We start from the raw sequence: 18,657 nt of genomic DNA on the forward strand, positions 1-18,657 counted from the left end.
GAAGACCCCTACGGCGACCCCGCAGACCAAGGGGAATTTGGTAATGTCCGTCCAGCCAGCGAAGATCCCTACGGCGATCCCGCAGATGACGATTACCGCCGTTAAGAAACCTAACCCCCTTCAAAAAGGGGTAACTGAGTCAAAGTCCCCCTTTTTTTAAGGGGGATTTAGGAGGCTCTACTCAGCCAAAATTTCTTGCGATCGCTCAATACTTTTACGCACATATTGAGCAGAAGTATGCAAACCCTCTCTTTGGCGATCGCTGAGATTTAATTCCAAAATACTTTCAATTCCACCGCATCCCAACCGACAGGGAACACCAATCACAACATCTTCTAAACCGTATTCACCTTGCAGATACGCCGCCACAGGCAATAACCGCGACTGATTTAGCAAAATCGATTCTACCATCACGCTAGTAGCCGATGCCGGAGCAAAAAAAGCACCTCCTGTCTGCATCAATTCCACAATTTCTGCGCCACCGTTGCGAGTTCTTTCTACCAAGCGTTCAATTGTGGCTACATCCAGCAATTCCGTGATGGGAATGCCGTTAACGGTAGCATAACGAGACAACGGAACCATTAAATCGCCGTGGCTACCCAAAACCATTGCTTTGACATCGGCAGGCAAAACCCCCAATTCTAGGGCAATAAAGGTTTCAAAACGGGCGGAATCTAACACGCCAGCCATACCCATAATGCGATTGCGTGGTAAACCAGTTGCTTGCCAAGCTAAATAAGTCATCACATCCAACGGATTGGTGACGACAATAAAAATAGCATTGGGAGAATGAGCGATATCTACGACGGGCTACGCCTACGCATTTTTTGCCGCTTCCACCACAATCTTGGCATTAGTTTTCAGCAAATCATCCCGACTTATCCCTGGTTTGCGGGGAAGTCCTGCCGTAATCACTACAATTTCAGAACCAGATGTATCAGCATAATTATTCGTGCCGATAATTTGGCGATTATGTATTTCAATTCCCCTGGCTTCCATCAAATCCAGTGCCAAACCTTGAGGCATTCCCGCAATAATATCTAGTAAAACTACATCAGCCAGGTTTTTCTTTGCAACGCGTTGGGCTAAAGTACTGCCAACCCTACCCGCACCCACGATGGTGACACGAGGTAAACTACACACAATTGGGGAGTTAGGGGAAGAAGACATAATTATTATTAAAGTGCAATTTTTATTAACCAGAATTCAGAATCTAGGAGTCAGAATTCAGTACGAACTCTGTATGACTAGCAGATGAATAAACGGTGAAACATTACACCAAATCTATCTGCTGAATCTCCGCCGATTCATTCTGACTCCTGAATTCTTTCTTATTATTTAAACTCTTCAAGCTGATCCACACGCAACCAAACATTTGGCGTTGGCACTTTCCCGAACTTAACAAGGGCGTAATCACCTTTGATATCTACAATTTCGCCCTTGCTGTCAAACAAATAGGGAGGAAAGCGAGTATCACTGGCTTTTGCTTCCAGACTGTTTTCCAGTTTCTCGCGGATAGCGCGAACCATATCTCCTTTTTTGACTGCCATGAATTCCCCTCTCAAATTTCTAGATTAGACTTATCCGCATTTTAAGAGACTTCCGAGATAAAAACTCCTAACTCTTGTACAGACGCGATTAATCGCGTCTCCCCTAACTCCTAATTCCCCGTACCGTTTGACACTGGGGGCAAAAGTGACTAGATCGCCCAGCTAACCTAATCCGCATAATTGGAGTGTCACAAACTCGACAGGGTTCTCCAGCACGGTTATAAACCCAGGCAACACCACCATAATTGCCGTTGACACCCTTAACACTTAAGAAATTACTAAAAGTCGTACCGCCAGCCTCAATGCTGGTTTCTAAAACTTGAATTATCGCTGTTCGCAAATGCTCAATTTGCTTTAGCTGCAAATCTATACACAAGGTTTCAGGTAAAATTCCACTCTTAAACAGGGCTTCATCGGCATAAATGTTACCTAATCCCGCCACTACCGATTGATCGAGTAGTGCAGTCTTAATTGGACGACGGCGGTTTTGGAGTTTAGTTGCTAAATACTCGACAGTGAATTCAGGTGAAAATGGATCTGCTGCCAGTGTTGCCAAACCAGTCATAATACTTTCTACAGCAACACCAGGCGGAACCCACCACATTTTCCCGAAGGTACGCTGATCGACAAAGCGTAATTCCTGGTGTTCCCCAAAGAATAATCTAACCCGCGTGTGCTTATGTAATGGTTCATCTCGATGTAGCCATAGTAGTTGACCGGTCATTCGCAGATGAACCCCTAGCCAACCTGTGGAAGAGGGGGAAGAGAGTTCGGCGAGGAGATATTTACCGCGACGATGCCAAGTAGCGATGGCATTCTTTTTAATTCCATCAACAAACTCATCAACAGAAAACGGGTAGGCGATGGTGCGATCGAGCAACACATCTCCACCCGTAATTTCTTGGTTAAGGGTCAATTGATTTAGGCCCCTTCGGACTGTTTCAACTTCAGGCAGTTCAGGCATTCAAACTGATTAAGCAGGCAATTTTTATGTACTTGGGCGTTGAATAAAGAAGAGATGGAGTAGTAACTTATACAGCTTTATATGGCTCATATTACTACCCAAGAGAAACCGTAAATACCCGCAGGGCAGCTTCTCATAGATTAGGGTAGGCTTGGGTGAAAGATGAATGAACTGAAATTTTCAGACTTCATACTTCAGACTTAAGACTACCCTTCATCATCGCATCAAACAAGCCCCTTGTAGCTTTGCTGCTATTTTTTAGGTGCTTTAGTCTTTGGTGCTTCAACCTCTACTAATTCATCCTGAGCAAAGTTGTTGGTATTGATACCGGCGTAATTGACCTTTTCAAAGCGGACAATTACAGGGTATTTGATGCCGCTTTGGTCAATGGAAGCCACAGTTCCTAGATCCTGAAACCAGTAGGATTCAGGGCGGAGAATACGTACTTTAGAACCACGTTGAACCATGATTATTTTCCCTTTTAGTTATCAATCGCCAATCTAGAGGGCTAATTGATTTCACTCTACAACCTGAAGGCCGCAGCAAGAGTCTTTGTTAAGTTATTTGTCTGAATTGAGTTATGGAGCATTGGGAATTGGGAATTAGGGCATTGAATATTAATTATTCTTTCTCCCTCATCTCCCCCACTCCCCACTCCCTAACCAAAATTGAAAACTGTATTAGATTTTACTTGACAAGTCACACGTTATAGCGTACCTTCGTTCGCAAGCGGTTATTTTGTAGAAGCTTATGTTTTAGTTAAGACAAACACACTTCCCTCGTTACCTCTGCCGATCCGCAGATCGTTATCTATATAAGTGATATCTAACCAGCCTTGCTGTTTATCACTCTTGATTGCAAAATCAATTGCGGAAAATTTTCTACCTGCTTCAATTTGTTGGATAAAAGTTACCGGAGAATTGTATTCTATTAAACGTTGTAAGCCGATAATAGAGCGCTCAAATTTAACTTGGACACGCCGACCTGAAACTGGCTCAAATTTAGCAGCAACGCTAACTAATCCTTCTAAATAAGGTAAGCCATAAATCTCAGCTATGTTGTAAACACTGGCAGTATCAACCCGGATACACTGATAGATTTGACCCAGTTTGCACAAAGGTAGACTATCTAAGTTTAAAAGAGCCTTGCTGGTGGTGTATAGTAATCGCCAATTGCCATCTAGCAAATTGTTAGCTTCTACCGGACGGGGTGTAGGATTAAAATCTTCTAAATTGGCGATCGCTGCTAAGATAGCCTGTTTCTGGGCTTGGGTAGCCAGTAGACCGCGATTTGTGCCAGCGATCGCATCTATTAGAGCCGCTTTTGTGATCATCGCCTGTCACCTCAAAAATCAGTCCTTTCCATCAGCATAAACAAGATATTCATAACCTATGTGTAGAACCATAAAAATTACTACTAAATTGCTTGACTTAAGCCTTATGCCTATTAAATAAAAAATTTCTATCTGAATGCGGATTTATCAACGAAAGGGTTGAAAAGATAACTAAATAAATCCGTGCCAAGTGATAGACTCTAAATGTCAACTTACGTATACATTTTCTTGTCCTCCTCGATATGTTGAACTCTCCATTACGTGAAGTACCCCGTAATCAACGAGCCGATGTCATCCCCTTAAAGCAAGAGTCCTCTTTATTGGACTGGTTGCAAACCAACAGCCGGATCATCGCGCGTGACGTTCACGAACCGGATTTTCAAGATGACGAAGAAGAAATAGACTCTCTAATGGGTGTAGAAGATGGGATTGGCTACGACCTTGATGATGATGACGATATAGGAATCGCCGAGGATTAGCCTTTTCCGGCTAGGGACTTGGTAGTATCCCTAGTTTGATATTGAATTTTATAAGTGTGGAGTGAAGGGAAACTTCTGTGGACGCTAAATTATCTCCTGAGCAAGGTTTAAATATTTCTGGAATCGCTCTAGCCTCTTTATTAACCGTAGGGCTAGGTACAACAGCATTTTTATTGGATTCGATGGCCAATAGGCTACCCTGGCAAAGTACGTCCTTAACCCTGCCACTACTTTTGTGTGCTATGGGTTCAGGTGCCGTGGGCTATTGGGTAATACCCCTACTTCAAGCGCTCAAAACTGGACAAATAATTCGTGAAGATGGGCCCGAAGCTCATCTAAAAAAGGCAGGCACGCCAACAATGGGAGGTATATTTTTTATCCCTGTAGGTGTGATAATTGCCTGTATATTATCTAACTTTGCGAAAGAGGTGCTTGCAGTTTCGGCATTGACAATCAGCTACGGATTGATTGGCTGGCTCGACGATTGGCAAATTCTGCGCCGTAAATCAAATAAAGGTATATCTCCCGCAACGAAACTGGCTTTGCAGGTGGGTTTTGCGGCAGTGTTTTGTCTATGGCTGGTATTTAATCAACCTTCTAATATTACAAATATTGCTTTGCCTTGGGTGAGCTTTACACTTCCCTTAGGATTCCTATTTTGGCCTTTGGCAGGTTTTGTTCTAGTTGCAGAAAGTAATGCGACTAATTTAACAGATGGTATTGATGGCTTGGCAGCAGGAACAGTAGCGATCGCACTTTTGGCATTAGGTGCTTTAGTCGCACCTACAGCACCTGGGTTGATGGTTTTCTGTGCTGCTTTAAGTGGTGGGTGCTTAGGTTTCTTAGCCCATAACCGTAACCCAGCCCGCGTTTTCATGGGAGATACCGGTTCTTTAGCACTAGGCGGCGCTTTAGCGGCTGTAGCGCTATTGACGAACACTCTAGTAGCTCTATTTATTCTCAGTGGTATCTTCTTTGTAGAAACTCTTTCGGTGATGGCACAGGTTAGTTATTACAAAGCCACCAAAGGCCCTGATGGCAAAGGCAAGCGCCTCTTTAAAATGGCACCCTTACACCATCATTTAGAACTCACTGGCTGGTCAGAATTGCAAGTGGTTGGAGTATTTTATGTCATCGCTGCTATTTTGGCTGCCATCTGTTTGGCGTAGGCGCAGCCCGCCGCAGGCATCGCTCTATTCTGAATTGTTTGAAAAACTGCTCGAATATAAAATGACAACTCCCACATTTCCAGGGAGTTGTTTTTTTAGACAAGAAATTTATAAGTTTCAGATTACTATTCTGGAAAGTCTGACGCTTGATGCCAACTGAAGAAATGCTCATTTCATCCCTTGGCGTTTTTAAAATTATAAATTATGAATTAAGTAAGTCGGCACAATAAAAGCAAACTATGTGAAGAAAAGTAAACAAGGTTAAAACCCTCTTTCCCCCTGCTCCCAGCAAGAACTGCCCCCTGCCTTATCCCAACGATAATTATTTACGCCGACCTATTTAATTGTACCTATTTACATACTCTATAACCCGATTTTTGCCTGTTCGCTTTGCCTCAAGCATCGCTTGATTTGCCCGATTCAGAAAATCTTTAACTGTAATCCCTGGTTCTGATACAGCTATTCCAAAAGAAGCGGTAATGCCTTCGAGAATGCGATCGCCATCCTTCAATTGCATTTGTTCAACATCTACCCTGAGTTCTTCTACTCGCTTCCTGAGGTTTTCCAGTGTCATATTAGGCATCACAATCACAAATTCTTCACCACCCCATCTGCAAGCAATATCAAAGGATCGAATAGATTTTAACAGCAGTTTTGCTAATCCCTGGAGAACAATGTTGGCGGTCAAATGCCCATAGCGCGAGTTGTAAGATTTGAAGTTATCAATATCAAGGAAAATAACACTAAGAGGTTCTCCCGATCGTTCAGCCTCTGCTAGCCTCTGTTCCGTTATGGTTTGCAAATAGCTTTGATTGAATAGTTGGGTCATCCCATCCCGCAAGTTATCATAGGCTAGACGTTGTTTTATCGAGAGATTATTTAGTGCAATGGCTAAGGTTCTAGCAATAATCTCAGTAATTTGTTGAGCTTCTGAACAGACTTCTTCAAGCGCATAGATGTGTAAAATCCCAATTACTTCGCCTTGTCCAAACAATGGAACACATAAATGTGTGCCGCTAACAGGCTCTATTAAGTGATTGCACATTAGTCCAGAATTATGAGGCAATAAAAGGTTTGATTTTCCTCTTCGCAATGCCCAACAATTAGATAGGGAAAATATTTCTTTACTAGTTCTTTCATCTCCCCAAAAACTATTCATCTGAACATAATTCTTAGAATTAGCAATTATATAGATACAGCCGCTCATATTAGGAAATAGCTTAGAACAGGTTAAAGCGACCACTTGATACACCTCATCTTCAGATTCGCAGCAATAAAGCATATCCGCCATATCTGAGAGATATATCAGTTCCTGTTTTTTTGCCTCTAGTTTCAGTGTTTTTTCTTCTAATTGCCGATTTAGATCGGTGAGCGATCGCTGTGCTTCAATGGATTCTGTAATATCGATACTAATTCCACCGATGCGGCAAGCGCCCGTTGCGCCATCGCTAAAAGGAAACTTAAACGATAGCCAGTAGCACGGCTGATCATTACCAGGTATCTTTACCTCTTCAATCAGCTTTAAGGGGCGTAGAGTCTTCAAAACGACTTGATCGTTTTCCATAACCCGCCGTCCCTCTTCTGGATCTGGCAAGAATTCACTATCGGTTTTCCCCAACCATTCTTGTGAATCTACCGAAAATCTAGACTGTAGCTCCTGGTTGTAATAAAGCACTCTAGATTGCTCATCTTTAATATAAGCTCCAAAGGGGCCCTGATCTAGGAATAGCCTTTGTATCTGCTGACTGCGTTGAAGTTCGCATGTGTCTTCTTGATGTCTGGCGATCGCTTCTAAAATTTGATAAGCGGTTGGCATCAGGTAGAGTAAGACACACAAGGAAATAAACGCCATTAGATCAAGCACGCCTAAGTGCAGCAGCGACACTGCCATCTGTGGCTCAAAGATTGCTAGAAAGTGATGAAATCCGCAAATTAGTATGAATCCACCTGATAAGAAAAAGGCTAGCCAAAACTTAGAAGGGATAGTTGCCTTAGTTTTGGCAAAGAAAACCCCTATTACTATAGGGATGCCAAAGTATGAAAATGCAGTGATGCCGTGAGCAATTATGCAATTCCAGTAAATAGGCTCCATTACTGACCTGATATTAAAATTTTATCCGTTTCACTATAGTTCTGGTATCTTCAAAATATAACTAGACAAAGGATGATTTTTGTGATTTATGCCTTGGTTTTACAAAACTTTTTATAATAACTTTCTCAAAGGCTGTTCATTTTACCAAAGTCCTTGCGCCGTCGAGAGCCAATGGCTTTAGACATGGGTGGAAATCCAAGTCATTAATCATTAATAGTTTTTCAGAATTTTTCCTGCTTTTTCATACTAATGACTATTGACTAATGACTAATGACTAACTATAAACCTGATTTACCAAGTGAGTGAGTTCGGGTAAAATCAATTTTTCCATAGCCAGTCGCACAGCATTACTGGAACCAGGAAGCGAGAAGATTAATTTATTTTGATAAACACCAGCAACAGCGCGAGAAGCGATCGCCCGCGAACCAATTTCTTGATAACTTAAAAAACGGAATAACTCACCAAATCCCGGTAAGGTTTTCTCTAGTAACTTTTCAATGGCATCATAAGTAGTATCTCTTGGTGCAATGCCTGTACCACCACTGAAAATTACAGCATTCAAATTTGAGCTTTTACCTAAATTTTCTATCTGCTCTTGAATTTGTGTTGGTTCATCTTTGATAATTGTGTAGGCTCCTACAGCATGGTTAGCATCAAGGAGTAACTGCTGAATTAGCTGGCCACTTTTGTCTGTTTCAAAAGTGCGTGTATCGCTGACAGTAACCACAGCACAAGTTACCGTAATTCTAGGCGAGTCTGGGTGGGGTTGTAGCATTATATGTCACTCATGAATTTTGACTAATGGATAATTGGGCATGGTAAATGGCGCACTTATTGAACATGACAATTCCCCATGCCCAATGCCCTATACCCTAAGCCTCATTTTTGCTCAGTCCCAGATCGTTTTCTTCAGCATACCGTTCCATGAAGCGCATAAAGCGATCCCATTCTTGGGCAGATTTCATCACGTAAAGTGCTTCTAATGCTTCCGGTTTCCCGTTGATAAATTTAGCTTTAACTTCACGGGTAATTATCTCTCCTTCTTGGTCAATCAGGTACATCCCGGTAATATCTTCGGTGCTACCTTGATCTAAAATCTTTGGATTGGTAAAAATAAACGTCGCTGTGCCACTGCCACCAGTGCGCGATCGCGTCAAGCGCACCTCTGGAGTTACTTCTTCGTCAAGACCCCTAGAAAACTGGATTTTCGCCATGATGACTGAATTTAAACTTTTGTGATGGTTAATTTAATATTCTCTCATCAATTAGAACACCACGGTCTAGAGGCTATTGTGATTCATTTTTGTGTGTATATACTTAAATCCCTTCTTTTTCAAGTAACAAAGTTACAGGGCCATCATTTTCAATTGTAACTTGCATCATTGCACCAAATTGACCTGTTTCCACCTGCAAACCGCTAGCTTTTAACTTGGTAACAAAACGATTATACAAATCTGCTGCTGATTGGGGAGCGGCTGAACGGTCAAAAGAAGGGCGGCGACCTTTGCGACAGTCACCGTAAAGAGTAAACTGACTGACTACTAATAAATCGCCGCCAATTTCTTGTACAGATTTTTGCCAACGGTCGTCTCCTTCCTCGTCAGGAAACAGCCGTAATTCCAAGCACTTACGCACCATCCAGTCGATTTCAGCATCAGTATCAGTATTGGCTATGCCTACGAGTAAATTTAGCCCCCGCCCGATTTTGCCGACAATTTCACCATTAACTGTAACTTGAGATGATTTGACTCGCTGGATAACAACGCGCATTTTAACTAATTCGTAATTCGTAATTATTGGCGAAACACTCGCGCGTAAACGACAGGGGAGTGAGGAAGCGATGTCTACGACGGGCTACGCCTACGCTATTATCTCATTTTCATTGTTCAAAATTGATGATAGAGCCATTGGGAATACATTCCCAGGTAGAACCTGGGAACGTACAGACGCGATTAATCGCGTCTGTGCTAACTTTTACTTGCCAAATCCTTTACCGCGAGAGCTTGAAGGTAGACAAATGCAGTTTTCGAGTTGACTAATTAAAGTCTCACGATCCAAATTTTGACCAATCAGTACTAACTGGTTTTTCAGTTGACCTTGCCATTCATCATCATCCAAGGTAAAGCGTTTACCGCATAGGTGGAAAATATGACGCTTCGGACTTTCATCAAACCACATAATCCCCTTCGCTCGGAAGATATTTGAGGGTAGCTGGTTATCTAAGAAATACTGAAACTTCCTAATAGAAAAAGGCTTGTCACTTTGGAAAGAGATGGAAGTAAAACCATCATTTTCTAAATGGTCAGAATGATGGTGATGATCGTGATGGTCATGGTCATGGTCATGGTCGTGATGATCGTGACCGCATGTTGAGTGATCGTGATCATCATGATGATCGTGATGTTCATGATCGTGATGGTCGTGTTGCTCCACCACTGTGTCAAAATATTTATCAGACTCAAACAGACCAACACTGAGAATTAACGGAAGTGGCACTTGCGATCGCGTGGTACGGAGAATTCTCGCTCCTTCTTTAACTTCGTTAATTTTTGTTTCTAACTCATTCAATGTGGCTTCATCAACCAAATCAGTTTTGTTCAGTACAATTACATCACCATAAGCAATCTGGCTATATGCCGCCTGAGAATTAAATAAATCTAGGCTGTAATTTGCCGCGTCTACTACGGTAATAATTGAATCTAAACGAGTTAAATCTCGCAATTCTGTACCCAGAAATGTTAAAGCTACTGGTAGTGGATCAGCCAATCCAGTTGTTTCCACAACTAGATAATCTAGATTTTCTTGCCGTTCTAAAACTTTGTAAACTGCATCTACCAAATCATTATTAATAGTGCAGCAGATACAACCATTATTTAGCTCCACCATGTTCTCACCAGTGGAAACAATTAGCTCGTTGTCGATGCCAATTTCGCCAAATTCATTCACGAGAACTGCGGTTTTCAAACCCTGTTGGTTGTTGAGGATATGATTGAGTAAAGTCGTCTTACCACTACCAAGGAAACCCGTAATAATTGTTACTGGCATTCCTTGTTTGGGCGTATCCATTGCCGAAGATTCGGGTGTAACTGCTGATTGCATAGCGCTGTTATCAAATAATCAAAAAATAGTAATGTAGCGCAGATAGTCCAGAAAACACTAGCGCCGCAAGACGGAAGTCAAAAGTCAAAATTCAAAAACCCTTGATTTCTGGGCTTTCGAGATTTTATCCAAGTAGTATGTTGATTTCCGCCGTGACGTACTAGCATAGGGATGCTGGACTGTCATCCCAGCTGCTTTACCCTATTATTACGTATCTTCTTATTGTCAGCATTACTCTGTTATGACCCTAACCCTTCACAATACCCTCACCCGTCGTCAAGAACCGTTTGAAACAGTCGAAGCAGGCAAAGTTAAGATGTATTACTGCGGTGTGACGGTGTACGACTACTGCCATTTGGGTCATGCCAGAGCTTGCATCGTTTGGGACGTAGTGCGCCGATACCTCCAGTTTATCGGCTATCAAGTGCGATATATCCAAAATTTTACTGATATTGATGACAAAATTCTCAATCGAGCCTGTGTTGAACATTCATCAATGGAAGCTGTAGCCGATCGCTTTATCAAAGCATATTTTGAAGATATGGCGCGATTGGGAATCAAAGAAGCTGATGAATATCCCCGTGCTACCCATACCATGAATGGCATTCAACGGTTAATTCATGAGTTGGAAAATAAAGGTTTTGCTTACCCTGCTGACGGCGATGTGTATTATGCAGTGCGGCAGTTTGCCGAATATGGCAAGCTTTCTGGACGCAAGTTAGAAGATATGCAAGCCGGGAAAAGCGATGCCTACGGCGGGCTACGCCTACGCGTCAATGTAGAAGATCCAGAATATCAGAAAAAGAAAGACCCCTTTGATTTTGCTTTATGGAAGGCAGCAAAACCAGGAGAACCAGCTTGGGAGTCACCGTGGGGCGCAGGCCGTCCAGGGTGGCACATTGAATGCTCGGCAATGGTGCGCGATCGCCTGGGTGATACCATAGATATTCATGCTGGTGGTGCTGACTTAATTTTTCCCCACCACGAAAACGAAATTGCCCAATCTGAGGCTGTAACAGGAAAACCCCTGGCGCGTTATTGGTTACATAACGGCATGGTGAAGGTAGATGGTGAAAAAATGTCCAAATCTTTGGGCAACTTTATCACTATTCGAGAATTACTGGATCGAGGAGTTGAGCCGATGGCAGTGCGGTTGTTCGTCCTGACCGCTCAATATCGCACACCCATAGATTTTACAGACGAAGCGATCGCCGCAGCAACCAACGGTTGGCACACCATTAAGGAAGGTTTACTTTTTGGCTACCAATACGGTAAACAACTAGGTTGGGGAGTGGGGAGTGGGGAGTGGGGAATAGGAACTGCCTCACTACTCCCTGAAACTATTGAACGCTTTCAAGAAGTTGTAAATAACGACTTTAATTTTCCTGGTGGGTTAACAGTGCTGTTTGAATTAGCCAAAGAACTGCGCCGTGAAGGAAACATTATTGTGCATGAAGGGAAAACCGAAACTTCCCCTGATGAATTACAGCGTCAATGGCAAACTCTTGTCACATTGGCTGGAGTTTTAGGTTTAGAAGCCGAGATAGAAGCAGAACCTGATAAGAGTAATGGTTTAAGCGATGCAGAAATTGAAGCGAAAATTCAGCAAAGGCAAGAAGCACGTAAAGCCAAGAATTTTGCCGAAAGCGATCGCATTCGTGACGAACTCCAAGCAGAAGGTATTACGCTAATTGATAGCCGTGATGGTACACGCTGGCACCGGAATTAAATTTTAAATTCTTATGTGGATTACTCTAAAAAAAGCGATCGCTAGTTTCGACATTCCTGCTGATTGGATTGGTATTAGAGCCGTAAAGGAGACTTCTACAACCCGTTCAGTCCGTGATGGCTTACCCCAACTAAACGGCAAATCCTTCACTGTAGGAGCCATGCTGGAAGTTTTGGTAAATGGCTGTCTGGGTTATGCAGCAACTAACTCTCTGGAACTGTCTTCCCTACAAAATGCTGCCGAAACAGCCTATAAACAGGCACTAGCCGCCAGTGAATGGTGGATACATCCCTTCCGTGAAAGTGAGCGCCCTAAAGTCGTTGGTGAATATAAATCTCCATACCTTGAGCCATTGGATGCTTTAAGTCCAGGAGAAATCAACGATTTACTGGTTCGTATTTGCCAAACGCTGAAAGTTGACGACAAGATTGTGCAAACCATAGCCAGTGCTAGCACCATTGAGAGGGAGTCTTGGTTTATTAGCAGCAACGGCTCAGAAGTCTATCAAAAAATTCTATCCATAGGCACTCATTATGGAGCTACTGCCCAAGATGGTACGGTTGTACAGCAGCGCAGTAACAATGGTTCTCAGGCAAACTGTTACCAAGGCGGACTAGAACTTTTAAAACAAGAAAACTTATGGCATCGGGTGCGGAAAATTGGCGAACAAGCAGTAGAACTATTGACAGCAGAGGAATGCCCAACCACTCGTACTAATTTAGTTTTAGCCCCAGACCAAATGATGCTGCAAATCCATGAAAGTGTCGGGCATCCCCTAGAAATTGACCGGATTTTGGGAGATGAGCGTAACTATGCTGGGGGCAGCTTCGTTAATAAAAGTGATTTTGGCAACCTAGTATATGGTTCGCCATTGATGAACATTACCTTTGATCCCACTGTGCCTGGTGAATTTTCTAGCTATGGCTTTGATGATACGGGTGCTGTAGCAACAAAGGAATATTTGGTTAAAGAAGGAGTACTGCAAAGGGGTTTAGGCAGTCTAGAGAGTCAAGCCAGAGCAGGTGTAGCAGGAGTTGCCTGTGCCCGTGCTTCCTCATGGAATCGACCAGCGATTGATCGCATGGCAAACTTAAATTTAGAGCCTCTAAACGCTAGCTTTGAAGGCATTATTGGCGGCATAGAACACGGCGTTTACATGGAATCTAACCGTTCTTGGTCAATTGACGATCGCCGCTACAAATTCCAATTTGGTTGCGAGTACGCTAAATTAATTGAAAATGGTAAACTCACTAAAACCCTCCGTAATCCTAACTATCGCGCCACAACACCAGAATTTTGGCACAGCTTAATCCAAGTAGGAAATGCTGACAACTGGCAAATGTATGGTACTCCTTATTGTGGTAAAGGAGAACCAAATCAGGCTATTTGGGTAGGACATGGTTCACCTGTTTGTGTATTTGCGAATGTCGAAGTTTTTGGTGGAGGAACGTGAAAAGAGGCAAGGGAGCAGGGAGCAGGGGGAAAAGGGGAAACTTTCTCCCCTGTCCCCTGCTCCTTGTCCCAATTCCTCTTCTTCATTTTCCCAGCTAATAGCCGCCTTCCCCCTGCCTCTTCGTTGAAGACGACACGGGGACATAGAGACATTTTCATTCTCTGCGTCCCTACTCCCCACTCCCCACTCCCTATTAATATTTAATATATATCTATGAAAATTGAGGAATTATCTGCGTTAGAAGTCAGCTTTAATCAACTGATTGAAACTCTGCTGATTAAAAAATCTAAAAGTGAACAATTCACTGTGAAACTCAGCAGTGAAAGAAGTCAATTTACTCGTTTTAATCATGCCAAAGTGCGACAAACTGGTTGTGTTGCTGATGGTTGGATCGAACTGACTTTGATGGCAGACCAGCGCAGCAGTATTCGGCAATTCCCCTTTACTGGAAATTGGGATGTAGATTGGCAGTTAGCATATACTGCTTTACAGGAACTACGTGACGAACTTATTCTACTACCCATCGATCCGTATCTAGTTTTGCCATCAGGAAATAATACTAGTAGGGAAATACATTCCGGGAATTTATTGGCGGCGGAAGCAGTAGTACCAACTGTGTTAGAACTAGTTGCTGAATTAGATTTTACTGGTATATATGCTGGAGGAATAGTAATTAAAGCTTATGGTGATTCCAACGGGCAAAAACACTGGTTTGCTACTGATTCTTTTACTTTAGATTATTCTCTATTTTCCACCTCTGGACAAGCAGTTAAGGGGACATTTGCAGGAAGTAATTGGGATATATCTGCTTACATAGCCAAAATTAGCGAAGCTAAAAAGCAACTTGAATTGCTTGCTCGCCTAGCTAAAGAATTACCACGGGGACAATATAAAACTTATTTTGCACCTGCTGCTGTTGGAGATTTATTAGCAATGCTTTCTTGGGGAGCAGTCAGCGAAGCTGATATTCAACAAGGAAACAGTGCTTTAGCTGCTTTATCGCGTCAAGAAAAACAACTTTCCCCAATATTGAGTTTGAAAGAAAACTTTCAGAGAGGATTAGTGCCGCGATTTAATGAATTAGGAGAAATAGCAGCACCGGAGTTACCAGTAATAGAAAAAGGATATTTGGTAAATACTTTAGTGAATTCTCGGACTGCTAAGGAATATCAAAAAATTGCCAACGGTGCTAATGGTTCAGAGACTTTACGTGCGCCAGAAGTGACTACTGGAAATTTAGGATTTGAGCAGATTCTTCCGAGTTTAGATACTGGATTATATGTATCTAATTTACATTACTTGAATTGGAGCGATCGCCACACTGGTAGAATCACAGGTATGACCCGTTATGCTTGTTTTTGGGTAGAAAATGGAGAAATTATCGCCCCCATTGAAAACTTACGTTTTGACGAAAGTCTCTATCGCTTTTGGGGAGATAAGTTAGTAGATTTGACCAATTTTCAGGAGTTTATTCCCGAAGTAGGAACTTATGAAAGTCGTCAACTAGGAGGTAGTTTAGTTCCCGGTATGCTGGTAGAGGATTTTACATATACTTTGTAATCGTAATTATCTGCTGACAGGAAATCAAAAGCTAAGAGGTATAAATAGGCTCTATCGCTCCCTTTATGGTTCCTAATATTAAATCCATGCTTTTTTAAACCTGTTATCCTTATGCAGAAAGGGTTTTGCAGCACAGATGAAGAAATTGAAGCCGAATTGCAAAAGCGAATTAACCAATCGCGATCGCACTGAAGGATACTGGGGACTGGGGATTAAGTAATTTTTCTAGTACCAGTACCCATTTTTATGAGTTTTAAACACAAATTTTCTTCATCATATTCTCTCAATGCTAAAATTATCTATCTCTGTAAACTGCATTAATTACAATATCTTTGATAGTAAAATAAACAATTAATAGTAGCAATAAAAATTGCTCAAATTGAAGAATTGGATCTAAACGCCAACCTTGAAAAAATAAAATTATTCCGCATAATAACATTATTATTGGTGTAAATACCACTTGAATAATGTAAAGGGCTAAAGCCCAACCTGTAAGCCTAGTTCCACGTTGGGCTAGCCAAGCTACTGTTAAAATAAAGTAAACAATTGCCAAAAGTATATAAATAATTCCAATTAAACCAGCTAGATTTAATCCAAAATTCACTTGAGCGAAAGTAAGCATTATAAAAAATCCTGCTTAATTAAAAGCTAAAATTTTAAACCTATTACTAAATAGATTAAGTTTAAAGGATGAATAAAAGTCTTACCGGATGAAAATTGTTGGGTTAAGCAATAGCGAAACCCAACCTATAATTTTTTCTCATCTCTCGTTATAACCTCTATTTTTTATTACCTGGAGGTGAATTGCGCTGGGTAAGGTTATCAATTTGCAATTGTTGCCGCCCGTTGGTGATAATTCGCAACATCTGCTTGAGATCCTGCTCAATATTTTCCAGGATGCCATCAGCATAAGCATCAGCACCATCTTCAATTTCTTGAGCCTGAGCGATCGCAGTTTGCCTCATTTGTTCTAACTCTTGTTGACAAGCATACCGTTTACGCTCAATTTCCGAGAGAGTTTCTTGCATTATTGCCTCACACTCTTGTTGCACTTGTCGCCGCAGTTGTTCAGCTTCTTGTTCTGCCTGTTGAATAATATCGCTTTCAGCTAAAATTTGCGCTCTTTTTGCTTGCGCGGCCTCAACAACCTGCTGTCCATACTCTTCCGCTTCCAGCAGAATTTCGTCCTTTTGGTTGAGGATAGTTGCTGCTTCTTGAAAAAGCGATGGTAAGGCAAGCCGGATGTAATCAAGCTGATCTAGCAGCTTTTCTTCATCTATGAGAGTGCGTCCCATTAAAGGAATCCTGAGACTAGAGAGAACCATTTCCTCTAGACGGTTGAGTTCCTGCTGAATATCTATGCTTCCCTCTCCGCCGAGATACTCTTGAGGGGGGGGATTGCTTCCGTTGAGATTGGGTTCAACATTGGAGAGTTCTGATTGTAGCATTGGTATATATCTAGGGCAATGTGTGGGGGAACGAGATGATCGATAGAGCCACCAAACCTTGCAATCTCTTTTACCACACTACTACTTAAAAAACTATACTCATTTGAGGTTGCGAGAAAAACTGTTTCTATTTGGGTAGAAAGAGTTTTATTGGTGTGAGCCATTTGCAGTTCCACTTCAAAATCTGACACAGCCCGTAAACCCCGCAGCAAAACTTGTGCTTGTCGCATTTGAGCATAGTTGACGGTAAGTCCATCAAAGCTGTCTACTTCTATATTAGGTAGATGTTGTGTAGAAAGACTGATCTGATCTAGCCGTTGCTGGACGCTAAAAAGTGGCATTTTGTTGGGGTTCCGCAGTACAGCGACAATTACCCGCTCAAACAGCCGACTACCGCGCCCAATGAGGTCAAGGTGTCCCAAGGTAATGGGGTCGAAGCTACCAGGATAAATAGCAATCACAATTTTAGATATATCAAAGTTGTTTAGGTGATTATATCGAAGCTCTTTTGTGTAACCTACTCAAATTTACCATCTTGCGCTCTGAGTAAGGATGCTTTACTCAATTGTTTTGCTGGTACAAGTTATGCTCAACTAGGCGTTAGGAACTATAGCGGTACAAATAGCCGGAACTTCACCCCGCATTTGAGTAAAGCAAACGCTTCCCTCTCCTTAGCAAGGACAGGGGTTGGGGGTGAGGTTGAACAAAACCGCTATAAACTCCTAAATATGGATGCTAGATTTCTATTTGTGTCCCCACGAAATTGTGGAGTACTTAAGTACAGTTCCAGCATTCGATACTAAAAATACCCAGTACTTAGGAAAGTGCGCGGGTAGTTAACGAACTATTCTAGGTAATTTTTCATGGCACTGGATTTTTCCACCTTGCCCTTGGCGTTTCAATTTACTTCTCCAGGACCGATTCTGGTGAAATTAGGGCCACTCAGTATCCGTTGGTATGGCTTATTGATTGCCACAGCAGTGTTAATTGGCGTTATCCTTTCCCAGGAATTGGCAAAGCGTCGTAATGTTAATCCTGAGTTGTTAGGCGATTTATTCTTTTGGTTATTGATTGGAGCGATTCCTGGCGCACGGCTATATTACGTTTTTTTTGAGTGGTCAAAATATGCCCCGACTCCAGGAAAAATCTTTGCTATCTGGGAAGGAGGTATTGCCATTCATGGAGCAATTCTTGGTGGCGTTTTGGCTGCGTTAATCTTTGCCAAAATCAAGCAGGTTTCTTTTTGGCAACTGGCAGATTTAGTAGCGCCTTCGCTGATTTTAGGGCAAGCGATCGGACGTTGGGGCAATTTCTTTAATTCTGAAGCTTTTGGCGATCCTACAAATTTACCCTGGAAGCTGTATATTCCACCAGATCATCGTCCTCTAGAGTATGCTAGCTTCGATTACTTCCATCCCACCTTCCTCTACGAATCTCTGTGGGATTTAGCGGTGTTTGCGCTATTAATAACTTTGTTTTTCCGGTCTTTGTCTGGTAAGCCACGTTTGAAGGTAGGCACACTGTTTCTAGTTTACTGGCCAGCCTACAGCTTAGGACGCTTGTGGATTGAAGGTTTTCGCACTGATAGCCTGATGCTAGGGCCGTTACGGATGGCACAAGTAGTCAGTAGTCTAGGAATTTTATTTGGATTAGTTGGATTAGCTTGGCTTTACTTACTCAAACGCCCTTTACCCGACGTAGTTCCTACTCCAAAGGGAGATGGGGAGATGAGGGTATGAAAAAGCAGGGGAGCAGGGAGCAGGGGAAGCAGGGAGCAGGGG

General features: G+C 42.3%; 18 protein-coding genes and 1 pseudogene. 6 read left to right on the forward strand and 13 right to left on the reverse strand.

The genetic code is table 11. The features are described from left to right. Positions 1-177 precede the first annotated feature (177 nt). The 5 genes and pseudogenes from mdh to ACFE90_RS15810 all read right to left on the reverse strand — a co-directional run bounded on the left by mdh (position 178) and on the right by ACFE90_RS15810 (position 3,847). Positions 178-1,170 (reverse strand): annotated as a pseudogene (gene mdh / locus ACFE90_RS15790) (malate dehydrogenase). 164 nt (positions 1,171-1,334) lie between these two features. Further along, positions 1,335-1,550: an NAD(P)H-quinone oxidoreductase subunit O gene (locus ACFE90_RS15795; RefSeq protein ID WP_100899786.1), complete on the reverse strand. Its 216-nt coding sequence runs from the start codon at positions 1,548-1,550 to the stop codon at positions 1,335-1,337. Between the two features lie 103 nt (positions 1,551-1,653). After that, positions 1,654-2,514: a DNA-formamidopyrimidine glycosylase gene (locus ACFE90_RS15800; protein WP_375502056.1), complete on the reverse strand. Its 861-nt coding sequence runs from the start codon at positions 2,512-2,514 to the stop codon at positions 1,654-1,656. Between the two features lie 251 nt (positions 2,515-2,765). After that, a complete protein-coding gene (locus ACFE90_RS15805; protein ID WP_375502058.1) occupies positions 2,766-2,981 on the reverse strand; it encodes a photosystem I reaction center subunit IV in 216 nt (71 codons plus the stop codon). A 281-nt stretch (positions 2,982-3,262) separates the two neighbouring features. Next, positions 3,263-3,847 carry a PAP/fibrillin family protein gene (locus ACFE90_RS15810; RefSeq protein ID WP_375502060.1) on the reverse strand — a complete coding sequence of 195 codons (585 nt, stop codon included), beginning with the start codon at positions 3,845-3,847 and terminating at the stop codon, positions 3,263-3,265. 242 nt (positions 3,848-4,089) lie between these two features. Here ACFE90_RS15810 and ACFE90_RS15815 point away from each other — a divergent pair, with 242 nt between their 5' ends. Then, the gene (locus tag ACFE90_RS15815) at positions 4,090-4,326 is read left to right on the forward strand and encodes a DUF3134 domain-containing protein (protein WP_375502062.1); all 237 of its coding nucleotides are present in this window, start codon (positions 4,090-4,092) and stop codon (positions 4,324-4,326) included. A 77-nt stretch (positions 4,327-4,403) separates the two neighbouring features. Further along, positions 4,404-5,495 (forward strand): phospho-N-acetylmuramoyl-pentapeptide-transferase, encoded by a 1,092-nt coding sequence (gene mraY / locus ACFE90_RS15820; protein WP_375502064.1) that lies wholly within the window; start codon positions 4,404-4,406, stop codon positions 5,493-5,495. 340 nt (positions 5,496-5,835) lie between these two features. Here the strand turns inward: mraY and ACFE90_RS15825 are convergent, their stop codons facing one another. From ACFE90_RS15825 to ACFE90_RS15845, 5 genes are all read right to left on the reverse strand, one after another. After that, entirely contained in the window at positions 5,836-7,587 is a 1,752-nt protein-coding gene (locus ACFE90_RS15825) for a diguanylate cyclase domain-containing protein (protein ID WP_375502066.1), read from the reverse strand. Between the two features lie 274 nt (positions 7,588-7,861). Beyond that, entirely contained in the window at positions 7,862-8,362 is a 501-nt protein-coding gene (locus ACFE90_RS15830; protein WP_375502068.1) for a molybdenum cofactor biosynthesis protein B, read from the reverse strand. A 97-nt stretch (positions 8,363-8,459) separates the two neighbouring features. Then, positions 8,460-8,801, reverse strand: coding sequence for a photosystem II reaction center protein Psb28 (gene psb28 / locus ACFE90_RS15835; protein WP_375502070.1), 342 nt, complete (start codon positions 8,799-8,801; stop codon positions 8,460-8,462). Positions 8,802-8,904: 103 nt separating this feature from the next. Then, positions 8,905-9,357: a D-aminoacyl-tRNA deacylase gene (dtd, locus tag ACFE90_RS15840; protein WP_375502072.1), complete on the reverse strand. Its 453-nt coding sequence runs from the start codon at positions 9,355-9,357 to the stop codon at positions 8,905-8,907. Positions 9,358-9,561: 204 nt separating this feature from the next. Next, entirely contained in the window at positions 9,562-10,686 is a 1,125-nt protein-coding gene (locus ACFE90_RS15845) for a CobW family GTP-binding protein (RefSeq protein WP_375502074.1), read from the reverse strand. A gap of 241 nt (positions 10,687-10,927) precedes the next feature. On the opposite strand from ACFE90_RS15845, the gene cysS reads away from it, so the two are divergent. From cysS to ACFE90_RS15860, 3 genes are all read left to right on the forward strand, one after another. Next, on the forward strand, positions 10,928-12,415 hold the full coding sequence (gene cysS, locus ACFE90_RS15850) for a cysteine--tRNA ligase (RefSeq protein WP_375502076.1): 1,488 nt from the start codon (positions 10,928-10,930) through the stop codon (positions 12,413-12,415). A 13-nt stretch (positions 12,416-12,428) separates the two neighbouring features. Then, positions 12,429-13,868 (forward strand): TldD/PmbA family protein, encoded by a 1,440-nt coding sequence (locus ACFE90_RS15855; protein WP_375502078.1) that lies wholly within the window; start codon positions 12,429-12,431, stop codon positions 13,866-13,868. 213 nt (positions 13,869-14,081) lie between these two features. Continuing rightward, positions 14,082-15,428 carry a TldD/PmbA family protein gene (locus tag ACFE90_RS15860; protein ID WP_375502080.1) on the forward strand — a complete coding sequence of 449 codons (1,347 nt, stop codon included), beginning with the start codon at positions 14,082-14,084 and terminating at the stop codon, positions 15,426-15,428. Positions 15,429-15,723: 295 nt separating this feature from the next. Here the strand turns inward: ACFE90_RS15860 and ACFE90_RS15865 are convergent, their stop codons facing one another. The 3 genes from ACFE90_RS15865 to coaD all read right to left on the reverse strand — a co-directional run bounded on the left by ACFE90_RS15865 (position 15,724) and on the right by coaD (position 17,337). Next, positions 15,724-16,050: a Ycf66 family protein gene (locus tag ACFE90_RS15865; protein WP_375502082.1), complete on the reverse strand. Its 327-nt coding sequence runs from the start codon at positions 16,048-16,050 to the stop codon at positions 15,724-15,726. Between the two features lie 157 nt (positions 16,051-16,207). Then, a complete protein-coding gene (locus tag ACFE90_RS15870; RefSeq protein WP_375502084.1) occupies positions 16,208-16,876 on the reverse strand; it encodes a DivIVA domain-containing protein in 669 nt (222 codons plus the stop codon). Next, positions 16,786-17,337, reverse strand: a complete 552-nt coding sequence (gene coaD, locus ACFE90_RS15875) for a pantetheine-phosphate adenylyltransferase (RefSeq protein WP_375502086.1) — start codon at positions 17,335-17,337, stop codon at positions 16,786-16,788. Before coaD ends, ACFE90_RS15870 begins: the two co-directional genes overlap by 91 nt. A gap of 402 nt (positions 17,338-17,739) precedes the next feature. On the opposite strand from coaD, the gene lgt reads away from it, so the two are divergent. Next, positions 17,740-18,615 (forward strand): prolipoprotein diacylglyceryl transferase, encoded by an 876-nt coding sequence (gene lgt / locus ACFE90_RS15880; protein ID WP_375502088.1) that lies wholly within the window; start codon positions 17,740-17,742, stop codon positions 18,613-18,615. The last annotated feature ends 42 nt before the right edge of the window (positions 18,616-18,657 follow it).

The sequence above is a fragment of the uncultured Nostoc sp. genome, assembly GCF_964245445.1.
In the GTDB taxonomy this organism is placed as follows: domain Bacteria; phylum Cyanobacteriota; class Cyanobacteriia; order Cyanobacteriales; family Nostocaceae; genus Nostoc.

Excerpts from the sequence above, each read along its gene's own strand:
- ACFE90_RS15795 (WP_100899786.1), bottom strand. The coding sequence starts at position 1,550 with ATGGCAGTCAAAAAAGGAGATATGGTTCGCGCTATCCGCGAGAAACTG.
- ACFE90_RS15800 (WP_375502056.1), bottom strand. The coding sequence starts at position 2,514 with ATGCCTGAACTGCCTGAAGTTGAAACAGTCCGAAGGGGCCTAAATCAA.
- ACFE90_RS15805 (WP_375502058.1), bottom strand. The coding sequence starts at position 2,981 with ATGGTTCAACGTGGTTCTAAAGTACGTATTCTCCGCCCTGAATCCTAC.
- ACFE90_RS15810 (WP_375502060.1), bottom strand. The coding sequence starts at position 3,847 with ATGATCACAAAAGCGGCTCTAATAGATGCGATCGCTGGCACAAATCGC.
- ACFE90_RS15815 (WP_375502062.1), top strand. The coding sequence starts at position 4,090 with ATGTTGAACTCTCCATTACGTGAAGTACCCCGTAATCAACGAGCCGAT.
- ACFE90_RS15825 (WP_375502066.1), bottom strand. The coding sequence starts at position 7,587 with ATGGAGCCTATTTACTGGAATTGCATAATTGCTCACGGCATCACTGCA.
- ACFE90_RS15830 (WP_375502068.1), bottom strand. The coding sequence starts at position 8,362 with ATGCTACAACCCCACCCAGACTCGCCTAGAATTACGGTAACTTGTGCT.
- psb28 (WP_375502070.1), bottom strand. The coding sequence starts at position 8,801 with ATGGCGAAAATCCAGTTTTCTAGGGGTCTTGACGAAGAAGTAACTCCA.
- dtd (WP_375502072.1), bottom strand. The coding sequence starts at position 9,357 with ATGCGCGTTGTTATCCAGCGAGTCAAATCATCTCAAGTTACAGTTAAT.
- ACFE90_RS15845 (WP_375502074.1), bottom strand. The coding sequence starts at position 10,686 with ATGCAATCAGCAGTTACACCCGAATCTTCGGCAATGGATACGCCCAAA.
- cysS (WP_375502076.1), top strand. The coding sequence starts at position 10,928 with ATGACCCTAACCCTTCACAATACCCTCACCCGTCGTCAAGAACCGTTT.
- ACFE90_RS15855 (WP_375502078.1), top strand. The coding sequence starts at position 12,429 with ATGTGGATTACTCTAAAAAAAGCGATCGCTAGTTTCGACATTCCTGCT.
- ACFE90_RS15860 (WP_375502080.1), top strand. The coding sequence starts at position 14,082 with ATGAAAATTGAGGAATTATCTGCGTTAGAAGTCAGCTTTAATCAACTG.
- ACFE90_RS15865 (WP_375502082.1), bottom strand. The coding sequence starts at position 16,050 with ATGCTTACTTTCGCTCAAGTGAATTTTGGATTAAATCTAGCTGGTTTA.
- ACFE90_RS15870 (WP_375502084.1), bottom strand. The coding sequence starts at position 16,876 with ATGCTACAATCAGAACTCTCCAATGTTGAACCCAATCTCAACGGAAGC.
- lgt (WP_375502088.1), top strand. The coding sequence starts at position 17,740 with ATGGCACTGGATTTTTCCACCTTGCCCTTGGCGTTTCAATTTACTTCT.